The 26,548-nt window shown below is 46.6% G+C and carries 25 protein-coding genes and 4 tRNA genes; 14 read left to right on the top strand and 15 right to left on the bottom strand.

From position 1 onward, the window contains the following. Positions 1–67: 67 nt before the first annotated feature. On the bottom strand, positions 68–379 hold the full coding sequence (locus FJ023_08470) for a hypothetical protein (GenBank protein ID MBM4447360.1): 312 nt from the start codon (positions 377–379) through the stop codon (positions 68–70). 799 nt (positions 380–1,178) lie between these two features. On the opposite strand from FJ023_08470, the gene FJ023_08465 reads away from it, so the two are divergent. The 6 genes from FJ023_08465 to FJ023_08440 all read left to right on the top strand — a co-directional run bounded on the left by FJ023_08465 (position 1,179) and on the right by FJ023_08440 (position 8,398). After that, a complete protein-coding gene (locus tag FJ023_08465) occupies positions 1,179–1,967 on the top strand; it encodes a BACON domain-containing protein (protein ID MBM4447359.1) in 789 nt (262 codons plus the stop codon). Between the two features lie 524 nt (positions 1,968–2,491). After that, positions 2,492–3,928, top strand: a complete 1,437-nt coding sequence (locus tag FJ023_08460) for a hypothetical protein (GenBank protein ID MBM4447358.1) — start codon at positions 2,492–2,494, stop codon at positions 3,926–3,928. A gap of 34 nt (positions 3,929–3,962) precedes the next feature. Beyond that, positions 3,963–4,487, top strand: coding sequence for a hypothetical protein (locus tag FJ023_08455; protein MBM4447357.1), 525 nt, complete (start codon positions 3,963–3,965; stop codon positions 4,485–4,487). Positions 4,488–4,646: 159 nt separating this feature from the next. Continuing rightward, positions 4,647–4,892, top strand: coding sequence for a hypothetical protein (locus tag FJ023_08450; GenBank protein MBM4447356.1), 246 nt, complete (start codon positions 4,647–4,649; stop codon positions 4,890–4,892). 514 nt (positions 4,893–5,406) lie between these two features. Then, positions 5,407–7,986: a penicillin acylase family protein gene (locus tag FJ023_08445; GenBank protein ID MBM4447355.1), complete on the top strand. Its 2,580-nt coding sequence runs from the start codon at positions 5,407–5,409 to the stop codon at positions 7,984–7,986. 88 nt (positions 7,987–8,074) lie between these two features. Further along, positions 8,075–8,398 (top strand): DUF4870 domain-containing protein, encoded by a 324-nt coding sequence (locus FJ023_08440; protein MBM4447354.1) that lies wholly within the window; start codon positions 8,075–8,077, stop codon positions 8,396–8,398. Positions 8,399–8,468: 70 nt separating this feature from the next. Here FJ023_08440 and FJ023_08435 read toward each other — a convergent pair whose 3' ends face one another. The 5 genes from FJ023_08435 to FJ023_08415 all read right to left on the bottom strand — a co-directional run bounded on the left by FJ023_08435 (position 8,469) and on the right by FJ023_08415 (position 11,622). Next, positions 8,469–10,043, bottom strand: a complete 1,575-nt coding sequence (locus tag FJ023_08435) for an acyl-CoA carboxylase subunit beta (GenBank protein ID MBM4447353.1) — start codon at positions 10,041–10,043, stop codon at positions 8,469–8,471. Next, positions 10,036–10,929, bottom strand: a complete 894-nt coding sequence (locus FJ023_08430; protein ID MBM4447352.1) for a 3-hydroxyacyl-CoA dehydrogenase family protein — start codon at positions 10,927–10,929, stop codon at positions 10,036–10,038. The genes FJ023_08435 and FJ023_08430 overlap by 8 nt, the downstream gene beginning before the upstream one ends. 70 nt (positions 10,930–10,999) lie before the next feature. Next, positions 11,000–11,073: transfer RNA gene (locus tag FJ023_08425), tRNA-Gln, on the bottom strand. A 10-nt stretch (positions 11,074–11,083) separates the two neighbouring features. Next, positions 11,084–11,171: transfer RNA gene (locus tag FJ023_08420), tRNA-Leu, on the bottom strand. Positions 11,172–11,376: 205 nt separating this feature from the next. Then, on the bottom strand, positions 11,377–11,622 hold the full coding sequence (locus tag FJ023_08415) for a YtxH domain-containing protein (protein MBM4447351.1): 246 nt from the start codon (positions 11,620–11,622) through the stop codon (positions 11,377–11,379). Positions 11,623–11,664: 42 nt separating this feature from the next. Between FJ023_08415 and FJ023_08410 the strand changes: the two genes are divergently transcribed. From FJ023_08410 to FJ023_08400, 3 genes are all read left to right on the top strand, one after another. Beyond that, a complete protein-coding gene (locus FJ023_08410; protein MBM4447350.1) occupies positions 11,665–12,369 on the top strand; it encodes a GAF domain-containing protein in 705 nt (234 codons plus the stop codon). A 91-nt stretch (positions 12,370–12,460) separates the two neighbouring features. Next, on the top strand, positions 12,461–12,820 hold the full coding sequence (locus FJ023_08405) for an antibiotic biosynthesis monooxygenase (GenBank protein MBM4447349.1): 360 nt from the start codon (positions 12,461–12,463) through the stop codon (positions 12,818–12,820). Between the two features lie 190 nt (positions 12,821–13,010). Further along, positions 13,011–13,628, top strand: a complete 618-nt coding sequence (locus tag FJ023_08400; GenBank protein ID MBM4447348.1) for a glycerol-3-phosphate acyltransferase — start codon at positions 13,011–13,013, stop codon at positions 13,626–13,628. 31 nt (positions 13,629–13,659) lie between these two features. Here the strand turns inward: FJ023_08400 and FJ023_08395 are convergent. From FJ023_08395 to lepB, 3 genes are all read right to left on the bottom strand, one after another. Continuing rightward, positions 13,660–13,732: transfer RNA gene (locus FJ023_08395), tRNA-Phe, on the bottom strand. Positions 13,733–13,784: 52 nt separating this feature from the next. Next, positions 13,785–14,351 (bottom strand): orotate phosphoribosyltransferase, encoded by a 567-nt coding sequence (locus FJ023_08390; protein MBM4447347.1) that lies wholly within the window; start codon positions 14,349–14,351, stop codon positions 13,785–13,787. Next, positions 14,336–14,917, bottom strand: a complete 582-nt coding sequence (lepB, locus tag FJ023_08385; protein ID MBM4447346.1) for a signal peptidase I — start codon at positions 14,915–14,917, stop codon at positions 14,336–14,338. The genes FJ023_08390 and lepB overlap by 16 nt, the downstream gene beginning before the upstream one ends. 195 nt (positions 14,918–15,112) lie before the next feature. On the opposite strand from lepB, the gene FJ023_08380 reads away from it, so the two are divergent. From FJ023_08380 to FJ023_08370, 3 genes are all read left to right on the top strand, one after another. After that, positions 15,113–15,910 carry a DUF541 domain-containing protein gene (locus tag FJ023_08380; GenBank protein MBM4447345.1) on the top strand — a complete coding sequence of 266 codons (798 nt, stop codon included), beginning with the start codon at positions 15,113–15,115 and terminating at the stop codon, positions 15,908–15,910. 155 nt (positions 15,911–16,065) lie between these two features. After that, complete coding sequence (locus FJ023_08375; GenBank protein MBM4447344.1) at positions 16,066–16,389, top strand: hypothetical protein; 324 nt, start codon at positions 16,066–16,068, stop codon at positions 16,387–16,389. A gap of 84 nt (positions 16,390–16,473) precedes the next feature. After that, positions 16,474–16,710, top strand: a complete 237-nt coding sequence (locus tag FJ023_08370) for a hypothetical protein (protein ID MBM4447343.1) — start codon at positions 16,474–16,476, stop codon at positions 16,708–16,710. Between the two features lie 102 nt (positions 16,711–16,812). Here FJ023_08370 and FJ023_08365 read toward each other — a convergent pair whose 3' ends face one another. Then, positions 16,813–18,150: a glutamine synthetase gene (locus tag FJ023_08365; GenBank protein MBM4447342.1), complete on the bottom strand. Its 1,338-nt coding sequence runs from the start codon at positions 18,148–18,150 to the stop codon at positions 16,813–16,815. Positions 18,151–18,289: 139 nt separating this feature from the next. Between FJ023_08365 and FJ023_08360 the strand changes: the two genes are divergently transcribed. After that, positions 18,290–18,365, top strand: a tRNA-Val gene (locus FJ023_08360). A gap of 267 nt (positions 18,366–18,632) precedes the next feature. Here the strand turns inward: FJ023_08360 and FJ023_08355 are convergent. The 5 genes from FJ023_08355 to FJ023_08335 all read right to left on the bottom strand — a co-directional run bounded on the left by FJ023_08355 (position 18,633) and on the right by FJ023_08335 (position 24,470). After that, a complete protein-coding gene (locus FJ023_08355) occupies positions 18,633–19,070 on the bottom strand; it encodes a hypothetical protein (GenBank protein MBM4447341.1) in 438 nt (145 codons plus the stop codon). Between the two features lies 1 nt (position 19,071). Next, the gene (locus tag FJ023_08350) at positions 19,072–20,157 is read right to left on the bottom strand and encodes a hypothetical protein (GenBank protein ID MBM4447340.1); all 1,086 of its coding nucleotides are present in this window, start codon (positions 20,155–20,157) and stop codon (positions 19,072–19,074) included. After that, positions 20,154–20,927 (bottom strand): AAA family ATPase, encoded by a 774-nt coding sequence (locus tag FJ023_08345; GenBank protein ID MBM4447339.1) that lies wholly within the window; start codon positions 20,925–20,927, stop codon positions 20,154–20,156. Before FJ023_08345 ends, FJ023_08350 begins: the two co-directional genes overlap by 4 nt. Before the next feature lie 539 nt (positions 20,928–21,466). Continuing rightward, a complete protein-coding gene (locus FJ023_08340) occupies positions 21,467–22,762 on the bottom strand; it encodes a hypothetical protein (protein ID MBM4447338.1) in 1,296 nt (431 codons plus the stop codon). Positions 22,763–23,018: 256 nt separating this feature from the next. Further along, entirely contained in the window at positions 23,019–24,470 is a 1,452-nt protein-coding gene (locus FJ023_08335) for a hypothetical protein (protein ID MBM4447337.1), read from the bottom strand. Between the two features lie 310 nt (positions 24,471–24,780). Between FJ023_08335 and FJ023_08330 the strand changes: the two genes are divergently transcribed. Then, a complete protein-coding gene (locus FJ023_08330; protein ID MBM4447336.1) occupies positions 24,781–26,523 on the top strand; it encodes a threonine--tRNA ligase in 1,743 nt (580 codons plus the stop codon). Positions 26,524–26,548 lie beyond the last annotated feature (25 nt).

Genomic DNA, 26,548 nt, shown 5'->3' with positions numbered 1-26,548 from the left:
AGAGCCGATTACAGGCTTGGGCTTTTGCTTGAGCTTATTCATAATTCACCTCCTCGATTCAGTATGTTCAGCTTACCAGGACGCGGTGCGACCGATGACAGCGGCACTTCAGCTCTGCCACATTAAGCACGACTGGTGGCTCGGGGTAGTCTGTGCAGAAGCAGCCGCCCGCGCTCTTGCAAAGCGAAGGGCATCGGCCGGCTGATTTGACGGCACCGCAGACTTCAACTTGAAACCAGTTTCTAGTTCTTATCATGGAGCTCCTTTCTGCGCTGGAGACGCTGCTGGAGGTACCGCGCCAACAACAGGCGACGCCGCTCCATCCCCAGCCGACAATGCTGGGCCCGGACACACAACCGCTCACACCGCAAAGCGCCAACACACATGACACACCTCCTGACAAAACTCACGACGGACCGAAGCCCGCCGTGGCAATGCCCTGGAGTTTAAGTGAGCGATAGCGAACAGGGGCATACGGAAGCGGAAGGCGGTGCTTTAGCACTTAGCCGAGCGCAAGGGCAAGCCCGACGCCATGACAATCTCACATAGCAGCGTGGGGTGGTGGAAGCAGAGCGTGGTGATGTGGAAGATGCTTGTCAGGCTGAGGGCGCAGTTTATTAAAGACCCTTGCGCCCTTTATGGCTTAACCAGGATGTCACACAATGGGAAAACACGGCGGGCGGAAGAAGGTAAAGGTTAAACGTCAAAGGTCAAAAGTGGGGGTGGGTCACTGGCTTCGCCTGGTGGTGTGGGTGCTGGATGGCCTGCATGCCCTGACCCTGAGCGGAAGTCGAAGGGGAAGGCGATGCAGCTGTTAAGAGCAGGGGCTGACCGAGCGAAGCGAGCCACGGTGGGAAGCCGCTGCTTAAGGGTAGCCAGACAGCACAGGTGGGGTGGTAAGGCACTGGGCACGTGCCTTTCCAGCGAAGCGAAAGCGATGTGCCGTGCTGATAGGCGAAGCGAGTGACGGGGTGGGGTTGTGATGGGAGTGGTGTTGACAGTGGGTGGGCAAGGACAGGCTTGAGTTAGAGCCGACGGTTGTGGGTGGGAGAATTAGTAGGTGTAGTATTAAGTGACAAAGAGTTCTCTCTGAAGGTTATTGACAAGAGCGAGCAGTCGCCTTATAATAAAATAGAGACAATAAATAATGAATGTTGTCTGGTTGTAAGGAGGTGGTTATGAACCTGAAATTCTTCAAGTTGTTGTTTTGTCTTAGTCTTGTTTTCCTAATGATACTAGCGGTTGGAGGTCATGTTTATGCCCAGGAAAGCTCTGGGTCTGGTATTTGTGTTGATACTACCCCCCACACTTTGCGAACAGAACTTACGTCCGGTGACAAAGGTCTCAAATATGGCCCACTAAGCGTTTCTGCCTCGTCAATTGATTTTGGTTCAACAAGTACACAACGTACATTTAGGATAACAAGTGGTTGGCCTCCGGTATTTTGGGAAGTTTCCTCTATGCAGAGTTGGATAATGGTGTCTCCGACTGGCGGAAAGGGCAGCGCAACGATCACAGTCTCCGTAAATCGTAGTGGCCTTAGGGCCGGGAATTATACTGGCTATGTTACTGTAACTCCCACTGCAGGCTCTATTGGTACGGATTTTACTCGACATATTATTACAGTCTATATGGGTGTTCCTTCTTCTGGTGCCGGACCATCGTCAACTAGTAGGCCGCTTGAGAAGAGTCGTGTTGTATTTAGTGTTCCTGGTGCTGCATCAGCTTTCATAAGTATTTATGATTCAGGAGGTAAATTTATTGACACGGTTGCTGGTGCAGCGCAATCAAGTAGCCAAATCCTAACGATTTCAACTTATCTACCTAACGGGAATTATAGGTATAGCGCCGGGGGGAAAGTTCAGAACGCCAATGGGGTTGCCAGGGCGAACTTTACAGTGAATGGGACAACTTCTGTAACTGTTAGATTGATATCAGCAGGTTACATCCCAAACTTGCCACGTTAGATTAATATCAGCAGGTTACATTCCGATTTTGCCATATTTTTCCCTTTTAGTATCTTAGGAGGAGCAGTCGACATTCCTAGCTGCTGATAGTCCAATAACAAAACATCGAATCGTTTAATATTTCTGCATTTTGCAAACATTTTTGCTAACGAAATGTTTATAACTGCCTGACACAACAAAGTACCACAAGATACAAATTGACTTCTGCATAGGAAATTGCTTGATACTGATTGCTATTTGGAAACACCAGGAGGTACAATAGGTTTGTATCTTTTAATCAGGGTGTCACAGGTTCGAATCCTGTACGGCCTACCAACTGCTTGCAAAAGTTTACAAATCGTAGCTCATCTTCGCATAAATTTTAATCCCGCTACTTGCTATACTTCTAGATACATGAAATCAGGTGATTTACGAGAAATATTGTTTTTATAATTCTTAAAACCATCTTGAATTCTCGATGTATCTTTAGTATCATATTCTCATCTGTGCATTCTCGCCTTAATTTACCAATAGGAGGAGTATTTATGGGTAGAGGTCTTTTGCTACTTATGATGTTACTAATGTCCATGCTTATTATCTTACCCGCATGTCAGGGGACTCCGCCATCATTCGAGATAATATCCTTAAATGTTACACCGCCAGAAGTTGCCGCAGGAGATACAGCAACCATCACAATTCAAGTGAAAAATACTAGTGGCATGTCAGGTATTTATCCAGCAACCCTGGTGCTAGATGGGGTCAGTATTCAAACGAAGGTAATTGAAATAGGTTCGCGTAAAACTGCGGCGATTTCGTTCACGGTAAGTAAAGACAAGCCTGGGATATATAACATTAAGGTTAATGATCAATCGGGTATATTCAAGGTACTTAAGCCCGCAAATCTCATCATGACCAATCTTTACCCTACTCCGCTTATAGCCACCCCAGGCCAAACGATGACAGTCTCTGTTGATGTGACCAATACTGGGGAAGCTACAGGCAGCCAGTCGGTAGCATTTACGGTTGACGGCAGCCAAGTTGAATCAAAAGAAATAAAAGTGGCACCAGGTGCTACAGAAAAGCTAAGTTTCACCACTGCCAAAAATACTGCTGGTATTTATAGTGTAAAACTCGGGTCATTACCTGGATTTATCGTGGTATCAGACAAAACCAGCCAACAGGAACAGCCAGACTCAATTTATCCAGAGTTGTACAAGGAATTAATTAAATTGCCTGATTTGCAAGAAGTAGACGACAAGGGCAAGGAGGCGATTGAAGACATAATAGGCTTGGCTCTGAACCAAGATAACAAGTCTGCCTTCGAGTCAATGCTCGGCGAAGGAGTAAAAGACAAAAGAAAATACTGCACTCCCCTGGAAGCCTTACTCTGGATTGCGTACGACCAAGAATTTGATGTAAATAATCCATTGAAGGGTTTTTCTCTTGATAAATTTATCCACGATGCTTGGCAAAATACAACCACATCTCAGAAATATACCTCAGGGAAATGGCAAGATTTTGATACTGTTGTCAGTAGATTAAACTCACCTACATTAATTGCCAGATACATCTTGGACAACATCATATATGAGAGCAAAATTCCGGAGATTTTGATGGGGAAACTACAAATAATCTCACCCAGAAAGGTTTTTAACGAAAAGAAGGCCGCATGTTATTCAGCATCCGGGTTTGAACTTTATTGCCTGCTCCAGAATGGTTATGAGTACGACGATTTCGAGAATCACCAAAACTATGCGGCTTGCATGCTACATGCTTACCCTACCCTTATGGGGGGACATTTCGTAGGTTTATATATTCAAAATGGTAGTTACTATGCAATCGATGTTATAGGGGGACGAAATAGCGGAATAGTGGGGCCGTTCAAAACAGTCGAGGCTGCCGCTGATAAAATTGTGCCCATTTGGATGGGATACAGTCTAGTCAACCTCGATTCTGTAGATACGAAGCAGTTTTTTAAGTAGGAAATAAAATGGTGGATGGAACGGAGGTACTGACATGGGAAAAATGTTTATAGCAAGTATGGCGACGTTAACTATGTTGTTGGCATGCTTACCAGCCTGTTCAGTAGGGGTTAATGTGACATCGCTGGACATAACGCCGCCTGTGGTTACAGTTGGTGATGATATAAATGTTACAGCCTGGGTGAAAAATACTGGCAGCAGCCAAGGTGTCTATAAAGCTATATTATCTGTTGATGGAACCGCGGTGGAAAATAAAGAAATTACGGTGGGGCGAGGTGCCACCGAGGCAGCGACTTTTTCCGTAATAAAAGATAAACCCGGTACGTATAACATCGCCGTTGAGAAATTAAACGCGAACATAACAGTAAATCCTAGACTTGTGCCAAAAGAGATGGAGCTAAAATATGATGATGGTAAAGGACAAGTGCTTTATGAGGCTTCTCCCTGGAGCAGTAGAATTGGATACTTCATTGATTTTTCAGCACCATCGGATCCATTTACCATTAAGAAATTGCTTATATATGGGGCTATTAAGCTTAAGCAACCTCCAACTGGCTGAATTGCTCCCGAGTCTGGCCTGGAAGGTCAGAGTTTTAAGGTTGCTATTCTTGATGAAAATAAGAATATAATTTATAGTGCAACTTACCCCCTTATCCAACTCCCTAAACAATGTGATACCTGTAAAGGATTTACAAAAAATGATCCTACTTGGATGGAGGTGGAGCTACCGAATGTCGAGGTTAGTGGCAAGTTCTTTGTGAATGTTTATGGGAGTCGTGTAAGCAATTGGGGAATCGGTATTGGAGCTGATGATAGCATACCTAATGAGCATTCCACGATAGTGGATGTGAAGGCTGATGGAACCTTTGTTGAGTCTGAATCTTGGCCTTTCCAGAACGCAGATAAAGAAAATACGAGTTGGATGATTAGAGTTGTTGGCACAACCATGATTCCTGAAGAATGATGTCTCTATTTGGGCCAGCGCACTATCAAAAATACGAAATATAAATTAACAACACAGAAGCCTGGAAGGTGCAACAGAACTATTCCGGGCGTATAATAGAATCAATCAACATAAGGAGGAAAATGCATGTGAGAATGGTAAAAAACCAACTAACAAAAACCTCAAAAATCCCACCAAAAGAGGGGTTCCTGCCTAGTGACCCAAATTTTGTATCTGAGCAAGGCGGTTATAGCTTCAAGGATTCAGCAATTTCTTGGAAGGCAGGAACTCTACCACTGAGTTACTCCCGCTGAAATCGTGTTCATTTTAGCTGTGGATAAAGCCTTTGTCAAAAGGTTACTGTCTTATGATAAGCCTGTGAATTTGGCTCTTGGTTTTAGGTGCAATGGACCTAAAGAAATTTTTTGACCGTTTTTAACATGGGGGTATTGTAATGGGGAGACTAATGGACTAAAATGAGCGATGAAAGTCAGGTTGTGCTTGTCAAGCACACCTGCTATTAAGAAGGAGGTTAATGATGAAAAAGAGCCGTTCTAAGAAGATTATTCAAATTGTAGTACCGATTATCGTGTTTGTCCTGATACTTCCTATTGGGCTTGGCTATGGCTGGTTCTACAATATGACCAGAGCACCGCTGCCGCAGCATAGCGGGGAACTGCAGGTGGCTGGGTTGCAGGATACGGTGGAGATTATGTGTGATGAGTGGGGTATCCCGCACATTTATGCCAAGACAATGCATGACTTATTTTTCGCTCAAGGGTATACGCAAGCTCAAGACCGCTGGTGGCAGATGGAGTTCTACCGGCATACTGGTAGCGGTAGCATCGAGGAGCTGGTGGGTAAGAAAGATGCTCTGCTGGGCACAGACATCTTTCTCCGTACCCTTGGCTGGCGGCGTGTAGCTGAGCAGGAGTTGGAGCGCAGTGATGGTGAGGCTCTAGCTCAATTGCAAGCTTTTACGGATGGTGTCAATGCTTACATTATGAACCGCGACCCCAGCAAGCTGGCTCTGGCGTATAGTGTGTTTGGATTGACAGGTATTGACGTCGAAGTCAAGCCATGGACGCCTGTTGACACGCTGGTATTTCCCAAGCTGATGGCGTGGGATTTGGGACCCAGCAGGAATGAGGAGAGGACCCGTGCCACGCTCTACGAACTTTACGGCCAGGAGATGACTGACCAGTGGTTGACGCCCCCATGGCCCTTCGGTAAGAGACCAACCATTATTCTACCAGAGGACTTGCCTATCAGAGGGTCAACCGGAAGCACTCAGGATGATAATACGGCTCAACTTGCTGATGCCGATAGCCTGCTTACTGATGAAGTATTGCCTTCGATGAGTCTGGTGTTTGGTAATAGTCGAGGTGTTGGCAGCAATAACTGGGTGGACAGTGGCAGCATGACCAAAAGCGGTATGCCGATATTAGCCAATGACCCGCATCTATCCATCATGATGCCATCTATCTGGTATGAAATCGGCCTGCATTATTGCCCCACCAGCGGTGAAACTCCTTTAGATATAGTAGGCTTTACATTCGCGGCTACGCCGGGAATCGTAATCGGGCACAACAACTTTATCGCCTGGGGGATGACCAATGTCAATCCTGATGTATTCGATTTGTATCGCATCCGCGTCAATCCGGACAATCCACTCCAATATGAGTGGAACGGTAAATGGCGTGACATGAAAGTACGCGAGGAAACCATCTATTTTGGGGATGGCGCAGAACCAATCACTATTAAAGTTCGTGAAACGCACCTCGGGCCTATCATTAACGATAACAAAGTAGATAAGGAAACGGGCAACATACTGGGCTTTAATAATGAAGACCCGGTGGCATTGCGCTGGACGGCTCTGGAACCGTGCACTGTGCTTCAATCAATTTCAACCTTAAATAGAGCGACGAACTGGGAAGAGTTCCGCAATGCTTTGAGCTATTTCGATGTTCCTTCGCAGAACTTCCCTTATGCCGATGTGAAAGGCAACATCGGCTACCAGATGCCGGGACGCATTCCCATTCGGGCTAAGAATCATAGCGGGCTGGTACCGGTTCCGGGCTGGACGGATGAGTTCGAGTGGAAAGGCTTTATCCCCTATGATAAGCTGCCACACGTCTTTAATCCGGAACGGGGCTATATCGCTACTGCCAATCAAGCTGTAGTCCCACCAGAATACTATGACATGCTAGCGAAAGAATTGGGCGAGGGGCTGAACTACACCATCACCCGTGAATGGAATTACGGCTATCGCGGCCAGCGTGTTGTCGAATTGATGGAAAAGCTAGCACCGCATACTATTTCCACTTTTCAGACTATTCAGGGTGACGCTAAGTCAATCAGCGCCGAGGAGCTGATGCCATATCTGGCCGGCTTGAAGTTTGATGATGCTGAGTTAGCCGAAGCTCGTGACTGGCTGCTCAAGTGGGATTACCAGTGTGGTATGGATAGCCCGCAGGCTGCGCTATATGCTGAATTCTGGGCAAGCTTGATGAACAACCTGTTCTGTGACCAGTTGAGCGAAGATATAAGAGTGTATGGTGAAGACAGGGAGATGTGGGCTACATTTTTGCTGATGGAGAAGCCCAACGATGCTTGGTGGGATGATGCCACTACGGAAGATGTTGTTGAAACCCGCGATGATATTTTGGTTCGCTGCTTCAGTGAAGCTTATGCGGATACTGTAGCCGCGCTGGGCAAAGACCGCAATAAATGGAGATGGGGCGACCTGCACACGGCGACCTTTGTCAGCAATCCGCTGGGACTGAGTGGCATCGGTCTAATTGAGAATATGGTCAATCGCGGCCCGTTCCCTGTTGGTGGCAGCACAGACACCGTGAACAACACCGTCTGGTTTGCTGATTCGGGGAACTTTGATGTGAAAGTGGCACCCTCGATGCGCATGATTGTTGACCTGGGTGACTTATCAAAAAGTGTTACTATCCACACCACTGGCCAGAGTGGTCATCCCTATAGCAAACATTATGATGATATGATTAACATGTGGCGCACTATAAAATATCATCCTATGCTCTGGACGCGGGAACAAGTGGAACAAGCTGCTGTTGACAGGCTCATCTTGAAGCCAGGCCAGTAACGAATATTATCCGTTAACTGTTGACACGGGCTAAGTCGCAGGCGTATCCTTAATAATCAGGTTTAAACAGAAAGGGGGGTGTATTGCAATGGCAAAAACTTCAACTGGACTGGATGAGAATATTGCCGGACTATTATGTTATGTTCTAGGTTGGATAAGCGGTCTCATTTTCTTTTTAATAGAGAAAGAGAACAAGTTTGTCCGTTTCCATGCCTTGCAGTCTATCATTGTCTTTGGCGTTCTCACCCTTGCTAGCATAGTCATCGGGTGGATACCTATTATCGGTTGGGTGATTAATGGGCTTATCTGGGTGCTCGCGGTTGTATTGTGGATACTTTTGATGATTAAGGCGTACCAGGGTGAGAAATTTAAACTGCCCTGGGCAGGTGACTTGGCCGAAAAGAATGCTTAAGCTTCATTGATCAGCAATAGTTTGAGTTCACGAAGCTTGCTCCAATAAGCTAGTCGGTGTGAAAATTTTATCACGGCATCACGCCGTGTCTCATCACCGGTGAGGGTGGGGCAGAGCGTCGTCCTAGAGCCAGGTCCAAGGCATGGGTGATTCTTGTCCTGGTCTCACGAGGATCTATAACGTCGTCCACATTGAACATACTGGCTGCGGGATAAGGTCCGCAGTATTTCTTATAGGCTTCCTCCAGTTGTTTCTGAAGAGCTTCAGGGTTTTCTGATTTTGCTATCTCGGCGCCATAGGCTGCCAGCACCCCACCACTTGAAGGCAGAGAACCGAAATCGGCTGTTGGCCAGGCGAGGGTAAGCGTTTGTCCGGCTCCATAGCCACACATGGCACAGCCTCCGAAGCCAAATGCCTTGCGTATGACCACCGTGAATTTGGGGACGTCTGCCCAGGCTAATGAATAAGCAACAGCCAAACCGTACCGCAAAGCTCCTTCCCGCTCTGAGTCAGGCCCTGTCATCACGCCGGGGACATCGACTAAAAAGATTAAGGGGATATGATAGGCTGCGCACAGGTCGATGAAGTGGCGTTCTTTTTGACCCGCTTTGGCTGTGATGGCACCAGCATAGACCATCGGTTGGTTAGCCACGATGCCCACTGGGTGGCCGTTCATCCGAGCCAGTCCTGTTATCATCATGGGGGCAAAAAGCGGTTTGATTTCGAAGAAGCTGCCTTTGTCCACAACACAATTGATGATACGTTTCATATCGTAAGGCTGACGGGGGTTACTTGGTAGAATCTCCAGTAGCTCGTCATCTTTTCTTTCTGGGTCGTCTTCTGGGGTAATTGATGGGGGGTATTCCCAAGCGTTGCTTGGGAGGTACGAGAGGTAACGTTTAGCCATGAGCAAGGCATCTTTGTCATCCTCAGCGGGATTGTCTGCGACGCCGGAAATCACGCAATGAACTTCGACTCCGCCCAGTTCCTCTTTGCTTATCTTTTCACCGGTGGCGGTGAGCACCACAGGAGGTCCACCTGCTGCCAGCATCCCCGTGCCTTTGACCATGATGATAAACTCCAGCAGGCTGCCCACCAGAGAGGAGTCTCCGGAGGATGGGCCCAGTACTACACCTACTTGAGGGGCGATGCCGGACATCCTGGCAATCATGAGGTGATGGAAAACAGCAGGTAGACCCTCTCCGATGAACTCTTCAGCTCGAGCTCCAGCACCATCGAGAAGCCAGACGAGAGGTACTCGTTCTTGAGTGGCGAGCCACACCATGCGCACCTTTTTCATAGCGTGGGTCATTCCCACCGACCCGCCTAGAACGGTGAAATCTTCGGCGATGACGCCAGCCCTTCGCCCATCTATGCGACCAAATCCTGTGATGACGCCATCTGCTGGTGTTATTCTGTCAGCCATCTCGGCGCGGTGGCTCTGATGGGTTGCTAGTAGGCCGTATTCGTGGAAGGTGCCGGGGTCCAAAAGTAGCTCGATACGCTCGCGAGCAGTGAGTTTCCCTTGCTGATGCTGGCGCTGAACCTTATCAGGTCCACCCATCTGAAGGGCCTGATGTCTTCGTTGCCTTAGATCTTCCAGCTCTTTTTCGAACGGCAGTTTATTGACATTTTCTTTAGGCACTGCTTTTGCCTTTGTTCTCCCATGGCAGGCGTTTGCCCTCTGGCGTATAGCGGTAAAACCCTTTCCCTGCTTTTCGGCCTAGGCGACCCTCTTTTACCATCCGCTCTATCAGGTCGGAGCGGGGCATCAAGTTTTCCTCCCCCAGGGCTTTCATGGTTTGTCCTATAAGGGCATAAGTATCTAGGCCAGCGTTGTCGGCGATTTCGAAGGGGCCGGCATTCCAGCCGTAACCCAGTCGCATACCTACATCCACATCTTCTGGAGTTGTTATACCTTCAGCCACCAGGTCTACAGCTTCCCGAAAGGCGGCGGAGAAGATACGGTTCATTACAAAGCTGGGTATGTCTTTTTGTACGCGGACTGGGGTCTTGCCTAGAGACTTGACAAAAGCCACACCTCGCTCGAATACTGCAGGAGAGGTCTTTTCCCCTTTGATTACCTCGACCAAGCCCATGAGAGGGACAGGCCCGAAAAAGTGGAGGCCGAGTACTCTTTCTGGGTGCTGTGTTGCACGGGCAAGTCGGGTAATGGGGATGGTGGAGGTGTTGGTGGCTAGCGGAGTTTCCGAAGAAGTCAATCGGTCGAGCTCTTGAAAAAGCTGCTTTTTGAGGTTTTCTATTTCCAGTGCTGCTTCAATTATCCATGTTGCCTTAGTGGCGCTGCTCAGGTCTTGCTCAGGCGATATGCGTTCGAAGATTTTTTGAGGATGGTCTTTGAGTAGCCCCTTGCTTCCAAGTTTGTCCAATGACCATTTGATCTCGCCCATTGCTTTGTCCAGGGCTGTAGCCTTATTGTCCATCAGGTGAACCCGGTAGCCTGCTTGAGCGCACACTTGTCCAATGCCTGCGCCCATAAAACCGGCACCTACGACCAAGACGTTTTCCATTTTTGCCCTCCGCTTGATTTGTTGTTGGCTCTCTATTGGTGGTTTTGTTCTGAAGTTTGTGCTGGTTTGCTGGCTGCCGAGCCAGGATTCGAACCTGGGCTAAGGGATCCAAAGTCCCCTGTGCTACCACTACACAACTCGGCATTTATAAGCCTGGTGCCGAAGGTCGGATTCGAACCGACACGAGAGTTGCCCCTCAACAGTTTTTGAGACTGCCGCGTCTACCATTCCGCCACTTCGGCCAGAAATCTACGTACTAGCTGCACGGGAATTCTACCATTGTTATCTGGGTCATGCAACAAAGGTTGTGGGTTTGGTGGTCAGATGTCTGGATTGAAGCAAAAGATCAGCGTTTGATAAAGGTTTGCAAATATCTTGAAGAGTTTGACTCGGGTAGCTAGATAACTGTGTTGGAATAACTTTTAGGTGGACTCAATCTTGAAGCCATTATTCGAAGTAGGCATCGCTTACTTTAGGTTGCCCTCTACGCTTCTTCCAGGTTTCCTTGTACACTTTTTCCCGGTCAGCAGTGAGTTCCCTTGCCTTTTCGGAGACGTCGGTTGCTTTGTCCTTTAACAGTTCCCTTGTTTCCTTTCCAGCTCGAGGTGTGAAAAGAAGCCCGAGAGCTACACCAACGGCTACGCCTAAGATAAGCCCGATTGCGAACCCAGGTCCTGAATCTCTATTGCTCATGTTTATCGCGCAGTCTCTAGAATAAAGAAGATTCTCTTACCCTTGTATTATACCAGATATAAAGACCTGCTGGTCTACCTTGACATGCAGTGGGTTTCGGCAGATAATAGAAATATAGACTCTGTAATGGGAGGTGGGATGATGGACGAGCGAGAGCAGAGGTACTACCACAGCCTCTACGACGTAGCAGCCGCAGTAAACTCGGTCAGGACCCCCGAAGATGTACTGCATAGCATTCTTCATAACTTGGCTGAAGCTTTAGGTGCTAAGGGATGTGCACTCATGTTGCTCACTCCAGACAAGAGCCTGTTGCTTCATACCGCAGCTTACGGATTGAGCGACCGGTATGTCCGAAAAGGCCCAGTATCTGCTGATAAGAGCATTGCTGAAGCGCTAGAAGGTCGGCCAGTAGCTGTGTTGAATGCCACAGAGGATGACAGGATTCAGTATCGGAAACAGGCTAGGGAGGAAGGGATTGCGTCCATTCTTAGCGTTCCAGTGCTACTAAGAGGGGAGGTAATAGGGGTTATGCGGGTGTATACTGCCGAACCACGTCATTTTACCGATGCTGACATGTATTTCGTGGGTGCGGTAGCTAACCTTGGTGCTATCGCCCTTGAGAATGCCAGGCTTTACGATTCTGCCAAGAAGGACTACGAGGGACTTAGACTGGACTTGGCTGAATGGCGTGCTGCCTTGGGGTATGAGTGGATGGCTGAAGAGTCGGTGCTTCCTTTGCAAGAATAGAGTTTGAGGTGGGTTTTTGGGAGGGTGGAACTCAATACCAGAAGATGCGCTGGCTAATATAGCTTGGAACAGAAGAAGGAGGTGACGGAGCATGATACGAGTTATCATTGAAAGACATTGTCGACTGGACAAAGTTGCCGAGATGGAAGCTTTATTCATTGACTTTAGAACTGCGGCCACGCGACAGCCGGGCTACATTTCTGGTGAGACGCTTCATTCTATAGATGACCCCACGCTGTGGCTGGTAATCAGCACCTGGGTTGATACCGACGCCTGGAAAACCTGGCAGATCAGTGCAGAGCGTCAGGAAGCCCAGAGGAAGTTGGAGCCTTTGCTTATTTCACCGGAGAAAGTGTCTGTATTTAGCTTTGCTAGGAAGGGTGGTGCGGCATCCGCTCATATAATCGGCAAGTTAGAAGGTGCCAGACAACACACATCTCACGGCACATAAGCTCAATTTACGCTAGATAATTATCCTTTATCCTTCTGTTTTGCTGTGGTACTCATCACCGCATTTTGTCTCCGCAAAAAATTGCTATGTCGCGTTAGTTTAAGATGCTCTGCGTTTAACCAGGTGAGATTTTATCCGTCTCGTGTGGTAGAATGTGGCAACCTAGTAAAACGAGGTATTTGAGTCTGGTATGGATATTGTGTTGAGCTTGGTGCTGGCGTATCTCTTGGGTTCTATTCCCTTTGCTTACATTATCGGTAGACTGAGCGGCCTTGACGTTCGCAAGGTCGGCGACCGTAATGTTGGAACATTTAATGTATTTCGCCATGCTGGGCTGGTTGCTGGTATAGCTACCCTAATAGCCGATGTAGGAAAGGGAGCGCTAGCTATATTAGTGGCTAAAGTCCTTTCCGGACATGAACTAGTTGTGTTTGGTGCTGGTGTAGCTGCTGTTATCGGGCATAATTGGCCTGTGTTTTTACGCTTCAGAGGTGGGCGAGGTCTGGCGGTAGTTATAGGTGTACTCCTGGCTCTACTCCCTAGAGAGATGGTAATCTCTGCCGCCATAGCTATTGCAGTGCTTTTTGCCACAAAGAATAGTGTTTGGTTTGGGGTAGCGTTGTTTATTCCCCTGGTATTGCTTTGTTGGTTTTTCGGTGAGCCTGTATCCTTGTTGATTTATTCTGTGGCCTTGCCTTGTTCGGCAGGTTTTACTCACTGGCTGACGACACGTCATCTGCCACCTGAAGCACAGAAGGAAGCGGTGTCGTTTTGGATAGCACGTAAAGCAGGTCGCGAGAACAAGTGAACTAGGCGGACTAAGTAGTTCAAAGTTTAAGTGCCGAGGCCCAGAGTCGAACTGGGGACACGCGGATTTTCAGTCCGCTGCTCTACCAACTGAGCTACCTCGGCGCGTCGACATTTTAGATTTTTCGTTTTTAGCTGTCAAGAAAAGTGCGTGAGCTTATGTCTGTCCGCCGGGTTTGACCAGAGGGATGCCAGAGGCACATAAGGGGCATTCGGCAGGGGGGTAAGTTACGGTGGCAGAGCGGAGGCAGCTGAAAAGAGGCACTCCGAAATCCTTCTGCTGCTCAGCTCGGTCAACGAGCACGCCGATACCGACGATAATACCCATAAGCTTTTTGACAGCCTCCATTACTTCAACGATAGAGCTACCGGTAGTCAGTATGTCGTCCACGATCAGGATGCGTTCATCGGGATGGATGGTAAAACCACGCCGAAAAGCCCTTGCCCCCCCTTCTTTCTCGGCGAACATTCCCTTTACGCCTAGTTGTCTGGCAACTTCGAAGGCGAGGATGATGCCGCCCGTGGTCGGGCCGGCAACCACCTGGACATTGTCTTTCTTGAAGTGCTTGGCAATGAGCCGGCATAGCTTTTCAGTATAATGCGGGTGCTGCAAAACGCGGAACTTCTCCCAGTAGACTGGTGAGTGTAATCCTGAGGTCAGCAGAAAATGCCCTTCTAGTATGGCTCCGGCATCTTTGAAAATCTGTATTATCTCGTCGGACATAGTGTTTTCATTGCCAGGACGGGTTTGCCGACTTCGGCTGCTTGCGTACCTACATTGAGCGTATAATGTTCTATTAGCCTCCATCTGTATGGTGGCCAGTAGGTTATCCATGCCTTGCCAACGATGTTTTCTTGAGGTACCGTCCAACCTCTGTGTGAATCGGAGCTGTTGTTGCGATTGTCGCCGAGAACAAAATAGTGACCAGCGGGAATCTCCTCAGGTAGCATGAGGTAGCGTGGCGACTCTCGGATGTAAGGTTCGACTAAGGCAGTATCGTTTACAAATACTGCGTTGTCCTTGATTTCCACGGTGTCGCCGGGCACGGCAACAATTCGTTTGATAAGGTCTGAGTTAGTGGCCTGTGGCGAGTGAAAGACGATTATATCGCCACGTTGTGGCGCATTAAAGAAGTATGTAGCTTTGCTGACCATGACATATTCGCCTTGTTCGATGGTTGGCAACATGGATGAGCCATATACTTTGAAACTCCCAACCGTAGCTTGAAAAAGAGCGAAAACAGCGAGTCCGACAAGTATAGGTGCAATGATATCGCGGAAAAATTTCATCGGTTTGTTGCAGCTAAGCTAGCATTATTATAATCTATGCCAGCTTTTTCTGCCATTCTAAACTAAGGAGTCTAGTTTACCGTTATATATGGTGGTAATCAGTGCCTACATGATATTATATAGTAGTGGGGTGATGCAGATGGTTTTGTAGGTTAGGGGGATTAGGCACTGCAAGCAATATTCAAGGAGGCTTAAATGAAGAAAGTTTGGTTGATTTTATCCAGTGTGATGTTGGCTGTGATTTTGATTGGGGTTGGCGGTTGTGTGGTTGGTGAGGGTTCCCAGGTCTCGCCACCCGCTATTTCTGTGACAGCACCGGAATTAGGTGGCCCCTTTGGGGTAATTTATAGCCAGCAACAAGTTGGCCTGTGGGTAACTGGTGAAGGCAAGACAATGGCAACACCTGATGTTGTTTTACTCAGTCTCGGCATAGAGGCTGAAGCGAAAACTGTGGCACAAGCACAACGAGACGCGGTTGAGGCTATGGATGGAGTCATGAAGGCGCTTAAGGCTAATGGTGTGGCTGAAAAGGATATCCAAACGCAGAGATTTAGCATCTACCCAGTGAGAAAGTGGATCGAAGATGAGCAGAGGGAGATAATAATTGGCTATAGGGTGACAAATATAGTGATTGCCAAAATACGGCAAATGGACAAAGCCGGGTCTATCATCGATGCTGTAGCTGAAGCTGGTGGTGACTTGACTCGGATTGATAATATAGGTTTTACTGTTGATGACCCGACATCTTACTACAAAGAGGCAAGGGCTAAGGCAGTAGCAGATGCCATAGCGAAGGCGAAACAGATGGCTGACGCGGCGAATATCAAGTTGGGCAAGCTGCTATATATTTCTGAAGGCACTCAGTATGTGCCACCGATAGTAGTTAGAGACTATGCAATGAAGGCTGAGGGCATGGCGCCTTCACCTACTCCCATTAGCCCTGGTGAGCTGGAAATTCGAGTCACTGTTCAGATGGTTTATGTTATTCGTTAGTGGTTCGGTGAATTATTCAAGTCTCCTCCTACGGGGGCGGACTTTTCCTTATCTCTGCTCTCGTTTGCAGCCCGTAGGGACTTGACACAGTAGTTGATGGGGCATATTATAGGCGATAGAAATGGTTTGTAATAATGCTCCCGGAGGTTTGTGAGATGCAAGATGAGACGTGGACATCGAGGCCTTATGCAAATGAGGAATTTCTCTCCTTTGATCGCCTAAAGCGGGCGGTCACAAACAGGGTTCTTGATAAAGTAGAGCATTTGATGGGGGGGGATTTCCCGTTGAGTCCAGATCGGATAGCTGAATTGACTACTGAGGAATGGGGACGAGCTAAAGAGTCGCTTCAGAGTTCCCCGGGGGCTCGTGAGTCTTTCCGGAAATATTTGGAGGGAACAGTCGGTGCTAAGGTGGACAGCTTAATAAAGGCTGAGAAGGATTACTTGTCAGCTATGGGAGTAGCTGAGAAGAGCTTGTGAAAGGAATGGCATGCAAGTTGATTTAATATCGAGGAGTGGATTTTCAAAGACCTCTCCTCTTTTCTTTTCATGATGGGAGATAGAATGGCTGAAAAGACTGAAAAGAAAACGACAACTATGGACCAGGAGCAATTTAAAAAGCGTTTGGAGATGTTAGACAAGCGGCTGGATAACATCGACTCCGTGGTTACAGCTCTTGTGGAGCGGGTAATGAGGCAGCCTGTCACTATTGAGATTACCTGCCCAAAGTGCGGTAATGTTGTCCAGATTATGCTTACTAGCAGCATGAAATCTGGTGGCAAGACTAAAGTTGCTCCCTGATTGAAGTTGCTGCTGGAGCACTTTTCCCCCAAAGCAACTCAAAGCCCTCAAAGAGCGCTTCAAATTAAGGATACTGTGCTATCTTATTTTTGAAAATCGCATCTACAGGATTGGCAGATAATTCTTAAGTTCGTAATCAGTTACGTATGTCCGGTATCTATCCCATTCTACCTTTTTATTCTGGATAAAGCTATTTAGGGCATGGTCACCCAGAGCTTCTTTGACAAGTTGACTCTTTTCAGTAAGCTGTACAGCTTCGTACAAGCTGCCAGGCAATGTTTTTATCTTTTTCTGTTCGCGTTCTTCCTGGCTCATTTCGAAGACGTTCTCCTCTACAGGTGGTGGCAGTTTGTATCCTTTTTGAATTCCTTCGAGTCCTGCAGCCAGCATGACACTGAAGGCGAGATATGGGTTGCATGCCGGATCCGGGGACCTGAGTTCTATTCTGGTGTCGGTTTCTCTTCCCGGTTTATACTGAGGAAGTCGGATTAAGTCTGCCCGATTTCTTCGAGCCCAGGTGATGTAACATGGGGCTTCATAGCCCGGAACGAGGCGCTTGTAGGAATTTATCCACTGATTACAGACTGAAGTGATTTCTGGGACATGTTTCAGCAATCCAGCCGTGAAACTCCTGCCTGTTTCTGACAAATTGTCTGGGGCATCCTTATCGAAGAAGGCATTCCGGTTGCCTTTGAATAGAGACATGTGAACATGCATGCCGCTGCCAGTGACGCCGAATACCGGTTTGGGCATGAAGGTGGCGTAAACCCCATGCTGTTGGGCTACCTGCTTTACCACTAAACGATAGGTCATCACACTGTCTGCCATGGTCAAAGCATCGGTGTAACGGAGGTCTATTTCATGCTGGCTGGGGGCAACTTCGTGGTGGCTATACTCGACATCGATGCCCATTTCTTCGAGGAAGAGAATCGTTTCTCTTCTTATGTCTGTGGCTACCTCTGGTGGTGTCAGGTCAAAATAGCCGCCCAGGTCTAAAAATTCTGTACCCTCCGAATTCTTGAAGTAGAAATACTCCAGCTCCGGCCCAACGTAGAAGGTGTATCCCAGGTCAGCGGCTCGCTTCAGGTTTTTCCTTAATATGTACCGGGGGTCGCCTTCAAAAGGTTGCCCACCAGGCCAGTGTATGTCGCAGAACATTCTCGCTACCCCTTGCTCTCTGGGTCGCCATGGTATTGTCTGGTAAGTGTTGGGGTCGGGTAGGGCAATCATGTCGCTTTCGTCAATGCGGGCAAAGCCCTGTATGGAAGAGCCGTCGAAACCCATGCCATCCTTCAATGCCTCTTCGAGTTGCTCCGCAGTTATGGAAAAACTTTTCAGGAAGCCCAGAATGTCGGTGAACCATAGCCGTATGAACTTGATGTTTTGCTCCTTTGTCCTTTTGAGGATATATTCCTTAGCCTCGTCTTCCTTTTTACCCATTATATTTCCCTCCAATCAATTAAAATCTCCGATTATTCTTATATTTCTGTTTTGTGAAAGTATAGATGAGACCAGCCCTTTATTCAAGATGGGGTAAGCTTGACTGCTTATAAAAGCGCTGATAAAATGCGATGGTGAGGGGCGGTTAGCTCAGTGGTTAGAGCGCTGCGTTGACATCGCAGAGGTCACCGGTTCAAGTCCAGTACCGCCCACCAAAAAATCTTCCAAAGCGAAAACCAATTCGTCGTACCTTTTGACTAGTTTAAGTCATTATCTGAAATTAGCTATTTCTTTACACCGTTTGATTGAAGGATTTCTATAAGGGTTGATGATGTGTTCAAGAGGTATGTGATGGCATCACCTGTGGATAGGTTGATAAGTTAGAATTCTATGTGGTGTAGAGACATAGGAAATAAGGGGCACTGCGCAGGTCCTTGAGAAGAGTCGGATAGGTAGGGATAATGGATATTGAAATTCACCGTTTATGCTGCTTCAAGAACTTTCCGGGGAAAATCGCTGTTACCTATTTTGTGTTTTAATTTTCCATCAGTCCCTGAAACAGCATATTTTTCGTGAAGTGAACGCGAAACTCTAATTGACTTAGTCTGGTCCATGTTACCTACGAGTATAAGTTGAGCGATTTCTTGAAAGTTCAAACAACAAATACCATCATCGTTACAAATAAGCACCACAAATAGGAATTTGATCTCATTCTTGATGCTAGCAATTTCGTTCAAATGCTCAGGTAAGAAAGTGAAATGCCAAGGAGAGATGCGTTTCGTACTGTGCTTTAGATATATACCTGAGTTCTTGTTAACAAGATAGCAATTGTTTCCATGATGTAGCTCTATGCCATGCGTCCGTGGGTCTTGGGCGAGCCGGACTAAAGCGCTACCATGGAAGAAGGTATAATCATACATTTTAGTTTAATCTTCTCTTAAGATTCCTCAGAAACTGAACCTTGCCGACATATCTATATACCATTCGGGCTTCGTTTCGAGTGTTCTTGTATAGCAAAAAATGATGCACCGCATTAGGATATTTATCAGTGTCTCCGCCACCCAAGATACCCCTAGGTCTATATAGAGTATCAACGTACTCTGGTTTTTCCGCTTTACGGATACCGTGAAGAGCTACGTTCCCTGGATATGCATTAATCTGTATGAAGCTCACCACATAGTGAGGAAGAACTTTATCTCCATAATTATCAGATATCCTCTGCAACCGGTCTATTTCACTCAAAGACATGTCTTCGATAAGTTTTATTAGGTCTTCAGTGAGAGTGAACTTGGCAAAACACATTTCACCTTTATCTGTTACCACTGACCTCTTGTCAATACTACCCGCTGCTACTGGTCGTATTCTATCGTCCGATATCCAGACAGGGGCTTTCTTGTCTGCCTTTATTGCTTCTAATGAAAGTTGGTGATATACAAAACATCTATGCCAGTCCAAATATAATTGTTCTGGTATCCACAGCTCAAAATACTTAAGATATTTACCACGATTTCCAAACATTCTAGCTCTTTGAATATAAGTGTCCTGCTGCATCTTATGCTTCACATCTCGCGTAAAGAACATACCAATTAGATTATTGAAAGTAATGCCTCGAGAGATAATATTGCCTCCAATGACCACCGTAAAAAGTACCGGCGGATTTGTTAGTTCAAGAGGAACCTTCTTTCGTAGCTTGCTTTCAGCATTGAGTACTGCTGTGACCTTCCTGCGAATATTGAATATAACAAATTTCACTATATCATCAGCTTTTCCTATACCATATTTGTCTGTGGCGATTCTGTGCATGGCTTCTACATACATCGGAAACTGCGTGTTGTTGTCATCTGATAAAGTATCAATGACTTTATTTACGAGTTCCTCATCAGTTCTGTGATCCACAGTCTTACCACTGGTATGAATTAAGAAGGAGAAGTTTGCGTTTTCCTGTCCATTTGCTTTCAATTGGTCTCTAATGGTGGTATCAAACAGGTTAATATAGGCAACGTTCACAAAAAATTCAGAAGAGCCTCCCTTAAATGAGTTGGGTCATCACCTGTTGCTCGAAGAAAATTGGTAGAATGCTGTTGAGGCTTAAAATCGAGTGGGAAAAATGTTTCTTTCCCCACATAATCTTTATGTGGAACAAAGCAGATCCAGTCTTCTGTCATATTATCAAATGTGTTGTTCATATCTAGCCGTGCAGGAGTCGCGGTCACGCCAATGTAAATGCCATCTGAATCGAGTAACTCATAAATTGCATTATTAATCGCCGTCCTTTCGTTTTTATTTACCTTTGCATTTGGCGAGGCAAAATCAGCCTCATCGTCAATTATTACCTTTCCGAACTTTTTCCTTAATTTATCTATTAATTGCTTAAGATCTCTGATATTTTTCTTACAGAATATTACCCAAGTTTTGTCTCCGATATTCTCAGTTAAAATTCCAGATATATCCACCGGTGCGGGATCAATACCCGAGATAATGAATCTATCGAGGTTCTGCTGCAATAACTGAATGTTATCATTAAGTAGTACGATAATTATTTTATGTCCATTGTCCAATAATTTCGCCGTCAGGGAAATCATCATCTCCGTTTTGCCACATTGAGGTTCCCCATATATCACAAATGAATATTTCCTGCTTCCAATGTTTGCGAGAGCTTCTTCAACCGTGTCTTCAGTATTTTTCGTTTCCAGGCTCAGTGCATGCATCCTCCCAAGCTGCCGTTCGTATCTTATATTACCTGTGTTCAGATTTTTAAATTTGTTGATGTCAAACATATTTTCAACTTCCCCAAGCGGTTAGTGTCTTCCTTGTAACCCATCCCCAATATTCATATCACTCAAGAACAATTATACATCTACATGTTCTGGAATTGAATGCCAACAAACAGGATAAGGTAGCGGAGGGCGCATAAGAGTAGTATTGGTTCGTGGATAACCTATAGTTGGCCAGCTTTAGGAAATTGTAACTACTCGCTTCGCGTGGATTTGCGATGTGTTCTGACCGGTCTTACTTTTCTTTCTCCTCCGGGTGGTTTCCTCTTATAGCCCTTAACGTGCACAATCTTCTTCCCAGATCGCGTTTTGGCCAAGGTACACCTCCTATAAAGTCATCTAGGATTATTATACATCTGCAAGTGTCATTATGAAATACCGACGATATGGTAAGGCCAGCCCGGTAGGCACTTTCAGCTTTGAAGGAAGCAAGGGATGACCAAGCTCTTGTTCTATCTGCACTAGATTATACTGTTGGGGAGCATAATGGAATGCCAACAAAGAGGGTGTGGTGGAGGCACATAAAAGATTTAGTCCGGCGGTTAAGTTGATGCGTTAGCCTGTTGTGATTTGGAGAGCAACCGGTCTATCTCGTCGAGGTCGCTACGCATAGCTTTTTGATGATTGTCGATAAGGGTTTGCACGTCCCCAATGGCGGATTGTGCCCCTGTAAGTTTTGTTCGCATCTGTGCAAATTCGTTCAATCTTGCCCTCACCTGCTTAAGCATGTTCTGTACCGCGACAAAGTCGATTGTCTGTTCCGGTATCTCTACTGAGCGAAGAGCATCGACGCGTGCGCATCTGTAACTGAACTCTAATGCGAAAGGATCAGACTCGTCCTCTGTCAATACACATATGTATTTACAGCCTGGATAATCACGCCAACTTCTCAGACCAGTTGGCACATATTCTGTCTTACTAAACACAGCTATTGCAGAAACAGCAAGGCGATTCTCCATGGCTTCATCGAGCTCGTTTAGAATAGCTGGAACAGTAGTCCCTCGGTTCTTCGCTTCGATTACTGACCTAATATCGGCATTGCCAGTATCCCTGGGATTTAGCGTGATTAGCACATCACCAGCGCGAGATTTGCCTTTTTCTCCGAGTTGGTCTGCCACGTATTCAGCTGTATCGCCAAATACTCTAGCTATACCTTCGACCCTTTCGTAAACGTACTCTTGGTATGTTCTACCCTTTGCAGTGCCCTTTTCTCGTTCTAAAGCTGCGCCTTTTGCCTCGCCAACTGTCTCAAGCACCTTATCACGAAGCAAACGGACCTCTTTAACAGCTTCGTCCGCCTTATCCTTTAAGTCCTTTCGTAGCTTGAAAAATGGATTTTCGGGATTCTCAGTGTCTGCCAGAACTTGGGTTATGGCCTGGGTGTAATTTTTCCCTTGAGCCTCTAGCATCTTATCAACCTGCTTTTGTACTGAGACGGCTGACTCAGGGCCGAACAATCTTACTAGCTCTGTTTGAAGCTCGCCTCTATGGTCGCGCAGCGATTTTTGAAGCTCCTCACGCGTGAATTCGCTTAGACGTTTTCCAAGTGCCTCCTTTGCTTCCATGAGTACCTTGTCAACATTGGTGCTTATTCCGCTAATCATGGACTCGAATTCACGTTTTACCATCTCTACATCGCCTACCGTTTGTGCTATTCGTAGGCTACGCATACCAAGTCGTAATGCTTCCACAATAGTCTTTTCCATATCATGTGCAATAGTCCGGACATACCCTACTATCTCAGGGTCGTCAATAACCAATTTTTCGATTACTAGCTTGTCATCTTGGATACGTACTTTGCGTTCTATATCCCCTTCGGTTTCTGTTGCCGTAGCCATAACACAACCTCCTCAGTTTTTAATGCTGACCTCCGATCATTTGTGTAGTTATTTAGCCTTCCCCTACTCATTTTACCACTCGGTATTTCGAAATGGAATGTCAATATCGTTTGACTATGAATTAGTCGATTTGATTAAGAATCAAAAGGTGAAAACGATGGGCTATGTGATAAGGTGGAAAGCCAGGGCAAAAGTTCTTCTTTCCGTCCAGTGAGCCCCACCACTGGTAGATGTTGCAGGGTTTGAGGTGGTGAGGCTATCCTTTGCGGAGTCGAGCGCTGTATCTATAAAGGTTAAACAGGGCTTTTATTGAGTCATTGAGCGATGGATATACTGGGAATTGCTTTTCCTCAAAGGCTTTTTTAACTATCAGGTGGTCTTTTCTGTCATCTTCGTCCTCTGAATAGGCGTCGAGTGAAACGCAAATTATTACAGGTTTGCCAATTTGATCCCGGGCGTATTGGCAGCCGCTGATCATCAGGTCAATAAGTGTTTTTAGGTGGCTTTCAAGTGCTTCACCCAAGAAGCGCCTCAGATAACTAATTTCATCGAAGTGCAATATTAGCGAATGTATATTTTCGTCGGAGACTGTGATCTTGATGGCATCAGCAAGAGTTCCGGGAGTTCCGGGCATGTTGTAAAATATAGGCCAGGCGTCCAATGGATTCCCGATGCTGGTTCCGGCTATCGGTACCATCCTTCTCAATTCTGCAATGGTTCTCTCTCCGAATTGAGGCACTGCCAGTCCTGCTTTTACACATAAGTCGGTTTGAATCACGCTAAAACCGCCAGAGTTCGTAATAATGCTGGTGCCTTTTCCTGAAGGAAGGGGTGAGTAAGCGAGCGCTAAAGTGGCATTTAATAGCTCATCGAAATTCTCTACCTGAACTACGCCGGTCTGTTTGAAAATTGAGCTCCAGATTTCCGGTGAGCCAGCCAGTGAACCTGTGTGGGATGATGCTGCCCGACTACCATGTTCTGTTACCCCTCCTTTTAGCGCTAAGACCGGCTTCTTTCTGGCAACTTCGGCAAGTGCCGATTTGAGACGATTACCGTCTTTTGTCCCCTCTATATATAAAGCTATAACTTTAGTGTCCGGGTCATCTGCTAGATACTCCAGAAAGTCCGGGCAATCTAGGTCTATGGCATTCCCGTAGCTGACTACCTTGCTGAACCTAAGGTTTCTTATTTTCCCAACGGTCAGGAATTCCCCGGCAAAGGTGCCACTTTGTGAAATGACGCCAATCGAGCCCTCTTCAGTCGAGGCATCAGGAGTGAAAGTTAAACCGGATTTAGGGCAGCAGACCCCCATACAGTTGGGGCCGATTATTCTAATCTTGCCGTGGGCAATATTTTTTACCTCGTTCTCTAATTCTCTTCTTTCTTCCAATCCAGTCTCACTGAAGCCTGCGGTGAAAATGTGAGCTGCCTTTACTCCTTTTTCTATGCACTCGGCCAATACTTTAGGGACTAGCAATGCCGGGACTGCGATGACAACGTAGTCAATGCTGTTTTTGATATCTAAGATGCTAGCGTAGCATCTCCTGCCTGCAAGCTCATTGTATTTCGGATTAACTAAGGACAAGTTATCCCTAATCTTTGTGCTCATCAGGGCTTGTGTGAAGCCATCGTCTGAAGATGCGCCTATTACAGCAACCGACTTTGGGTTAAAGATATATTCAAAATCGATGGCGTTTTGTGTTTTCATTAAGGCCTCCGATATATTTGTATCTTAAATTCAAAGAATGACCGGGCTGCAGAAGGGTCAACCTGGTAAAAAGACATATTATTATAGACCTGATTTGGGATTCATTCAATTTGACCGACCGAACATTAGCTTGACTCTCCATAGTAGCATTGATAAAATGCGATAGTTGAAGCTGACCAGCTTAGTGAGTGGAAACCACTTGGATATTATTTTGTCAGTACACATTAGCGATTGAGCCAGTTTGGTGCAGTGTCGACCTCTCGCTTGTGATGGCGTGAGGTTTTTGTTTGGCTTGATGTAGAAATTGGGAATGGCTATGGAAGAAAAAGAGGCGATGTTGGAAAAGATGCGGCATTCGACTGCACATGTGATGGCTGAAGCAGTCCAGTCCCTTTTCCCGGGGACTAAGTTTGGCATTGGCCCGGCAATTGAGGATGGTTTTTACTATGATTTTGAACTTCCCCGAGCTCTTGTTCCAGAGGACTTAACGGCGATTGAAGCTAAAATGAGAGAAACAATTGCCGCTGATTCCCATTTTGTTAGAGAGGAGATGAGCAAGGCAAAGGCACTGAAGTTGTTTTCCGAACAGCCTTATAAGTTGGAGCTTATTGAGGAACTACCTGACAAAACTGTCACCATTTATCGCCAGAGCTCTTTCATCGACTTGTGCCGTGGCCCCCATCTAAGTTCGACTGGCGAGATTAAGGCTTTTAGGCTTACCAATATTGCCGGGGCTTACTGGCGAGGTGATGAACGGCGTCCCATGTTGCAGAGGATTTACGGGGTTGCTTTTGATACTGAGGTTGAACTCGAAGATTATTTAGCTCGATTGGCTGAGGCCGCTAAGCGAGACCACAGGAAGCTGGGCAAGGAACTCGACCTCTTTAGCCTTCACGAAGAAGCTGGCCCTGGGTTGGTTCACTGGCATCCTAAAGGTGCTTTGGTGCGTCAGATTATTGAGGATTTCTGGAAATCGGAGCACAGGAAGCGGGGTTACGAGATTGTCTATACTCCGCATATTGCTAAGGTGAACCTGTGGCAAACCAGTGGGCACTGGGATTTCTATCGGGAGAATTTATATTCACCGATGGATATCGAAGGGCAGGAATACATTATCAAGCCGATGAACTGTTTGGGGCATATTATGATTTACAAAACTCAGTTGCGTAGCTACCGTAATTTACCGCTTCGCTATGCTGAGTTGGGTACCGTGTATCGCTATGAGCGTTCTGGGGTGCTGCATGGGCTAGCGCGGGTACGTGGTTTCACTCAGGATGACGCTCATATTTTTTGCCGCCCTGACCAGCTTGAGGCTGAGGTAACAGAGGTGGTGAAATTAGCTCGCTTTATGATGACCACCTTTGGGTTTAATGAGTATGAGCTTCTTCTGTCTACGCGGCCGGAGAAGTATGCTGGGACTATTCAAGTCTGGGAAGATGCTACGGAGACGCTAAGGAAGGTTCTGGAAAAGCTTAAGCTTGATTATACGATAGATCCTGGTGAAGGCGTCTTCTATGGGCCTAAAATTGATGTCAAGCTTAGAGATGCTTTAGGGCGTTTGTGGCAGGGCCCCACGATTCAAGTTGATTTTAACCTGCCCCAGTGCTTTGATGTTAATTATATCGGCGATGATGGCTCAGAGCATCAGGTGGTGATGGTACATCGCACTGTGTTGGGGAGTATGGAGCGCTTTATGGCCTGCCTCATTGAACATTATGCTGGTGTCTTTCCAGTGTGGTTATCTCCGGTCCAGGTGGCCATAATTCCTATAGCTGATCGTCATTTGAGCTATGCACACCAGGTAGCAGGTGAACTCAGAGAATGTGGCATTCGCGTTCAAGTTGATGACCGCTCGGAGAGGATGAACTTGAAAATAAGAGAGGCGCAACTGGGGAAAATCCCTTACATGTTTGTTGTTGGTGATAAAGAACTGGATGCCTCTCAAGTTTCTCTGCGGTTGAGAAATGGAGAAGACCTCGGCTTGCTGTCGATTTCTCAATTTATGGATAGAGTACAACCAATTATTGAAACCAAAGCTCCGGATAAGCTTTGATTTCCTCTCGTGAATATGATATATT

This window comes from Chloroflexota bacterium, from assembly GCA_016875875.1.
Lineage (GTDB): Bacteria > Chloroflexota > Dehalococcoidia > GIF9 > UBA5629 > 9FT-COMBO-48-23.
This window is presented reverse-complemented; position numbering and strand designations above follow the sequence as displayed.

What these genes read in the sequence shown, in the direction of transcription:
- FJ023_08380 (MBM4447345.1), top strand. Translation starts at nt 15,113, where the DNA reads ATGAAGAAAGTTTGGTTGATTTTATCCAGTGTGATGTTGGCTGTGATT.
- FJ023_08445 (MBM4447355.1), top strand. Translation starts at nt 5,407, where the DNA reads ATGATGAAAAAGAGCCGTTCTAAGAAGATTATTCAAATTGTAGTACCG.
- FJ023_08370 (MBM4447343.1), top strand. Translation starts at nt 16,474, where the DNA reads ATGGCTGAAAAGACTGAAAAGAAAACGACAACTATGGACCAGGAGCAA.
- FJ023_08340 (MBM4447338.1), bottom strand. Translation starts at nt 22,762, where the DNA reads ATGGCTACGGCAACAGAAACCGAAGGGGATATAGAACGCAAAGTACGT.
- FJ023_08440 (MBM4447354.1), top strand. Translation starts at nt 8,075, where the DNA reads ATGGCAAAAACTTCAACTGGACTGGATGAGAATATTGCCGGACTATTA.
- FJ023_08460 (MBM4447358.1), top strand. Translation starts at nt 2,492, where the DNA reads ATGGGTAGAGGTCTTTTGCTACTTATGATGTTACTAATGTCCATGCTT.
- FJ023_08400 (MBM4447348.1), top strand. Translation starts at nt 13,011, where the DNA reads ATGGATATTGTGTTGAGCTTGGTGCTGGCGTATCTCTTGGGTTCTATT.
- FJ023_08465 (MBM4447359.1), top strand. Translation starts at nt 1,179, where the DNA reads ATGAACCTGAAATTCTTCAAGTTGTTGTTTTGTCTTAGTCTTGTTTTC.
- FJ023_08365 (MBM4447342.1), bottom strand. Translation starts at nt 18,150, where the DNA reads ATGGGTAAAAAGGAAGACGAGGCTAAGGAATATATCCTCAAAAGGACA.
- FJ023_08390 (MBM4447347.1), bottom strand. Translation starts at nt 14,351, where the DNA reads ATGTCCGACGAGATAATACAGATTTTCAAAGATGCCGGAGCCATACTA.
- FJ023_08455 (MBM4447357.1), top strand. Translation starts at nt 3,963, where the DNA reads ATGGGAAAAATGTTTATAGCAAGTATGGCGACGTTAACTATGTTGTTG.
- FJ023_08430 (MBM4447352.1), bottom strand. Translation starts at nt 10,929, where the DNA reads ATGGAAAACGTCTTGGTCGTAGGTGCCGGTTTTATGGGCGCAGGCATT.
- lepB (MBM4447346.1), bottom strand. Translation starts at nt 14,917, where the DNA reads ATGAAATTTTTCCGCGATATCATTGCACCTATACTTGTCGGACTCGCT.
- FJ023_08415 (MBM4447351.1), bottom strand. Translation starts at nt 11,622, where the DNA reads ATGAGCAATAGAGATTCAGGACCTGGGTTCGCAATCGGGCTTATCTTA.
- FJ023_08355 (MBM4447341.1), bottom strand. Translation starts at nt 19,070, where the DNA reads ATGTATGATTATACCTTCTTCCATGGTAGCGCTTTAGTCCGGCTCGCC.
- FJ023_08335 (MBM4447337.1), bottom strand. Translation starts at nt 24,470, where the DNA reads ATGAAAACACAAAACGCCATCGATTTTGAATATATCTTTAACCCAAAG.
- FJ023_08375 (MBM4447344.1), top strand. Translation starts at nt 16,066, where the DNA reads ATGCAAGATGAGACGTGGACATCGAGGCCTTATGCAAATGAGGAATTT.
- FJ023_08345 (MBM4447339.1), bottom strand. Translation starts at nt 20,927, where the DNA reads ATGTTTGACATCAACAAATTTAAAAATCTGAACACAGGTAATATAAGA.
- FJ023_08330 (MBM4447336.1), top strand. Translation starts at nt 24,781, where the DNA reads ATGGCTATGGAAGAAAAAGAGGCGATGTTGGAAAAGATGCGGCATTCG.
- FJ023_08405 (MBM4447349.1), top strand. Translation starts at nt 12,461, where the DNA reads ATGATACGAGTTATCATTGAAAGACATTGTCGACTGGACAAAGTTGCC.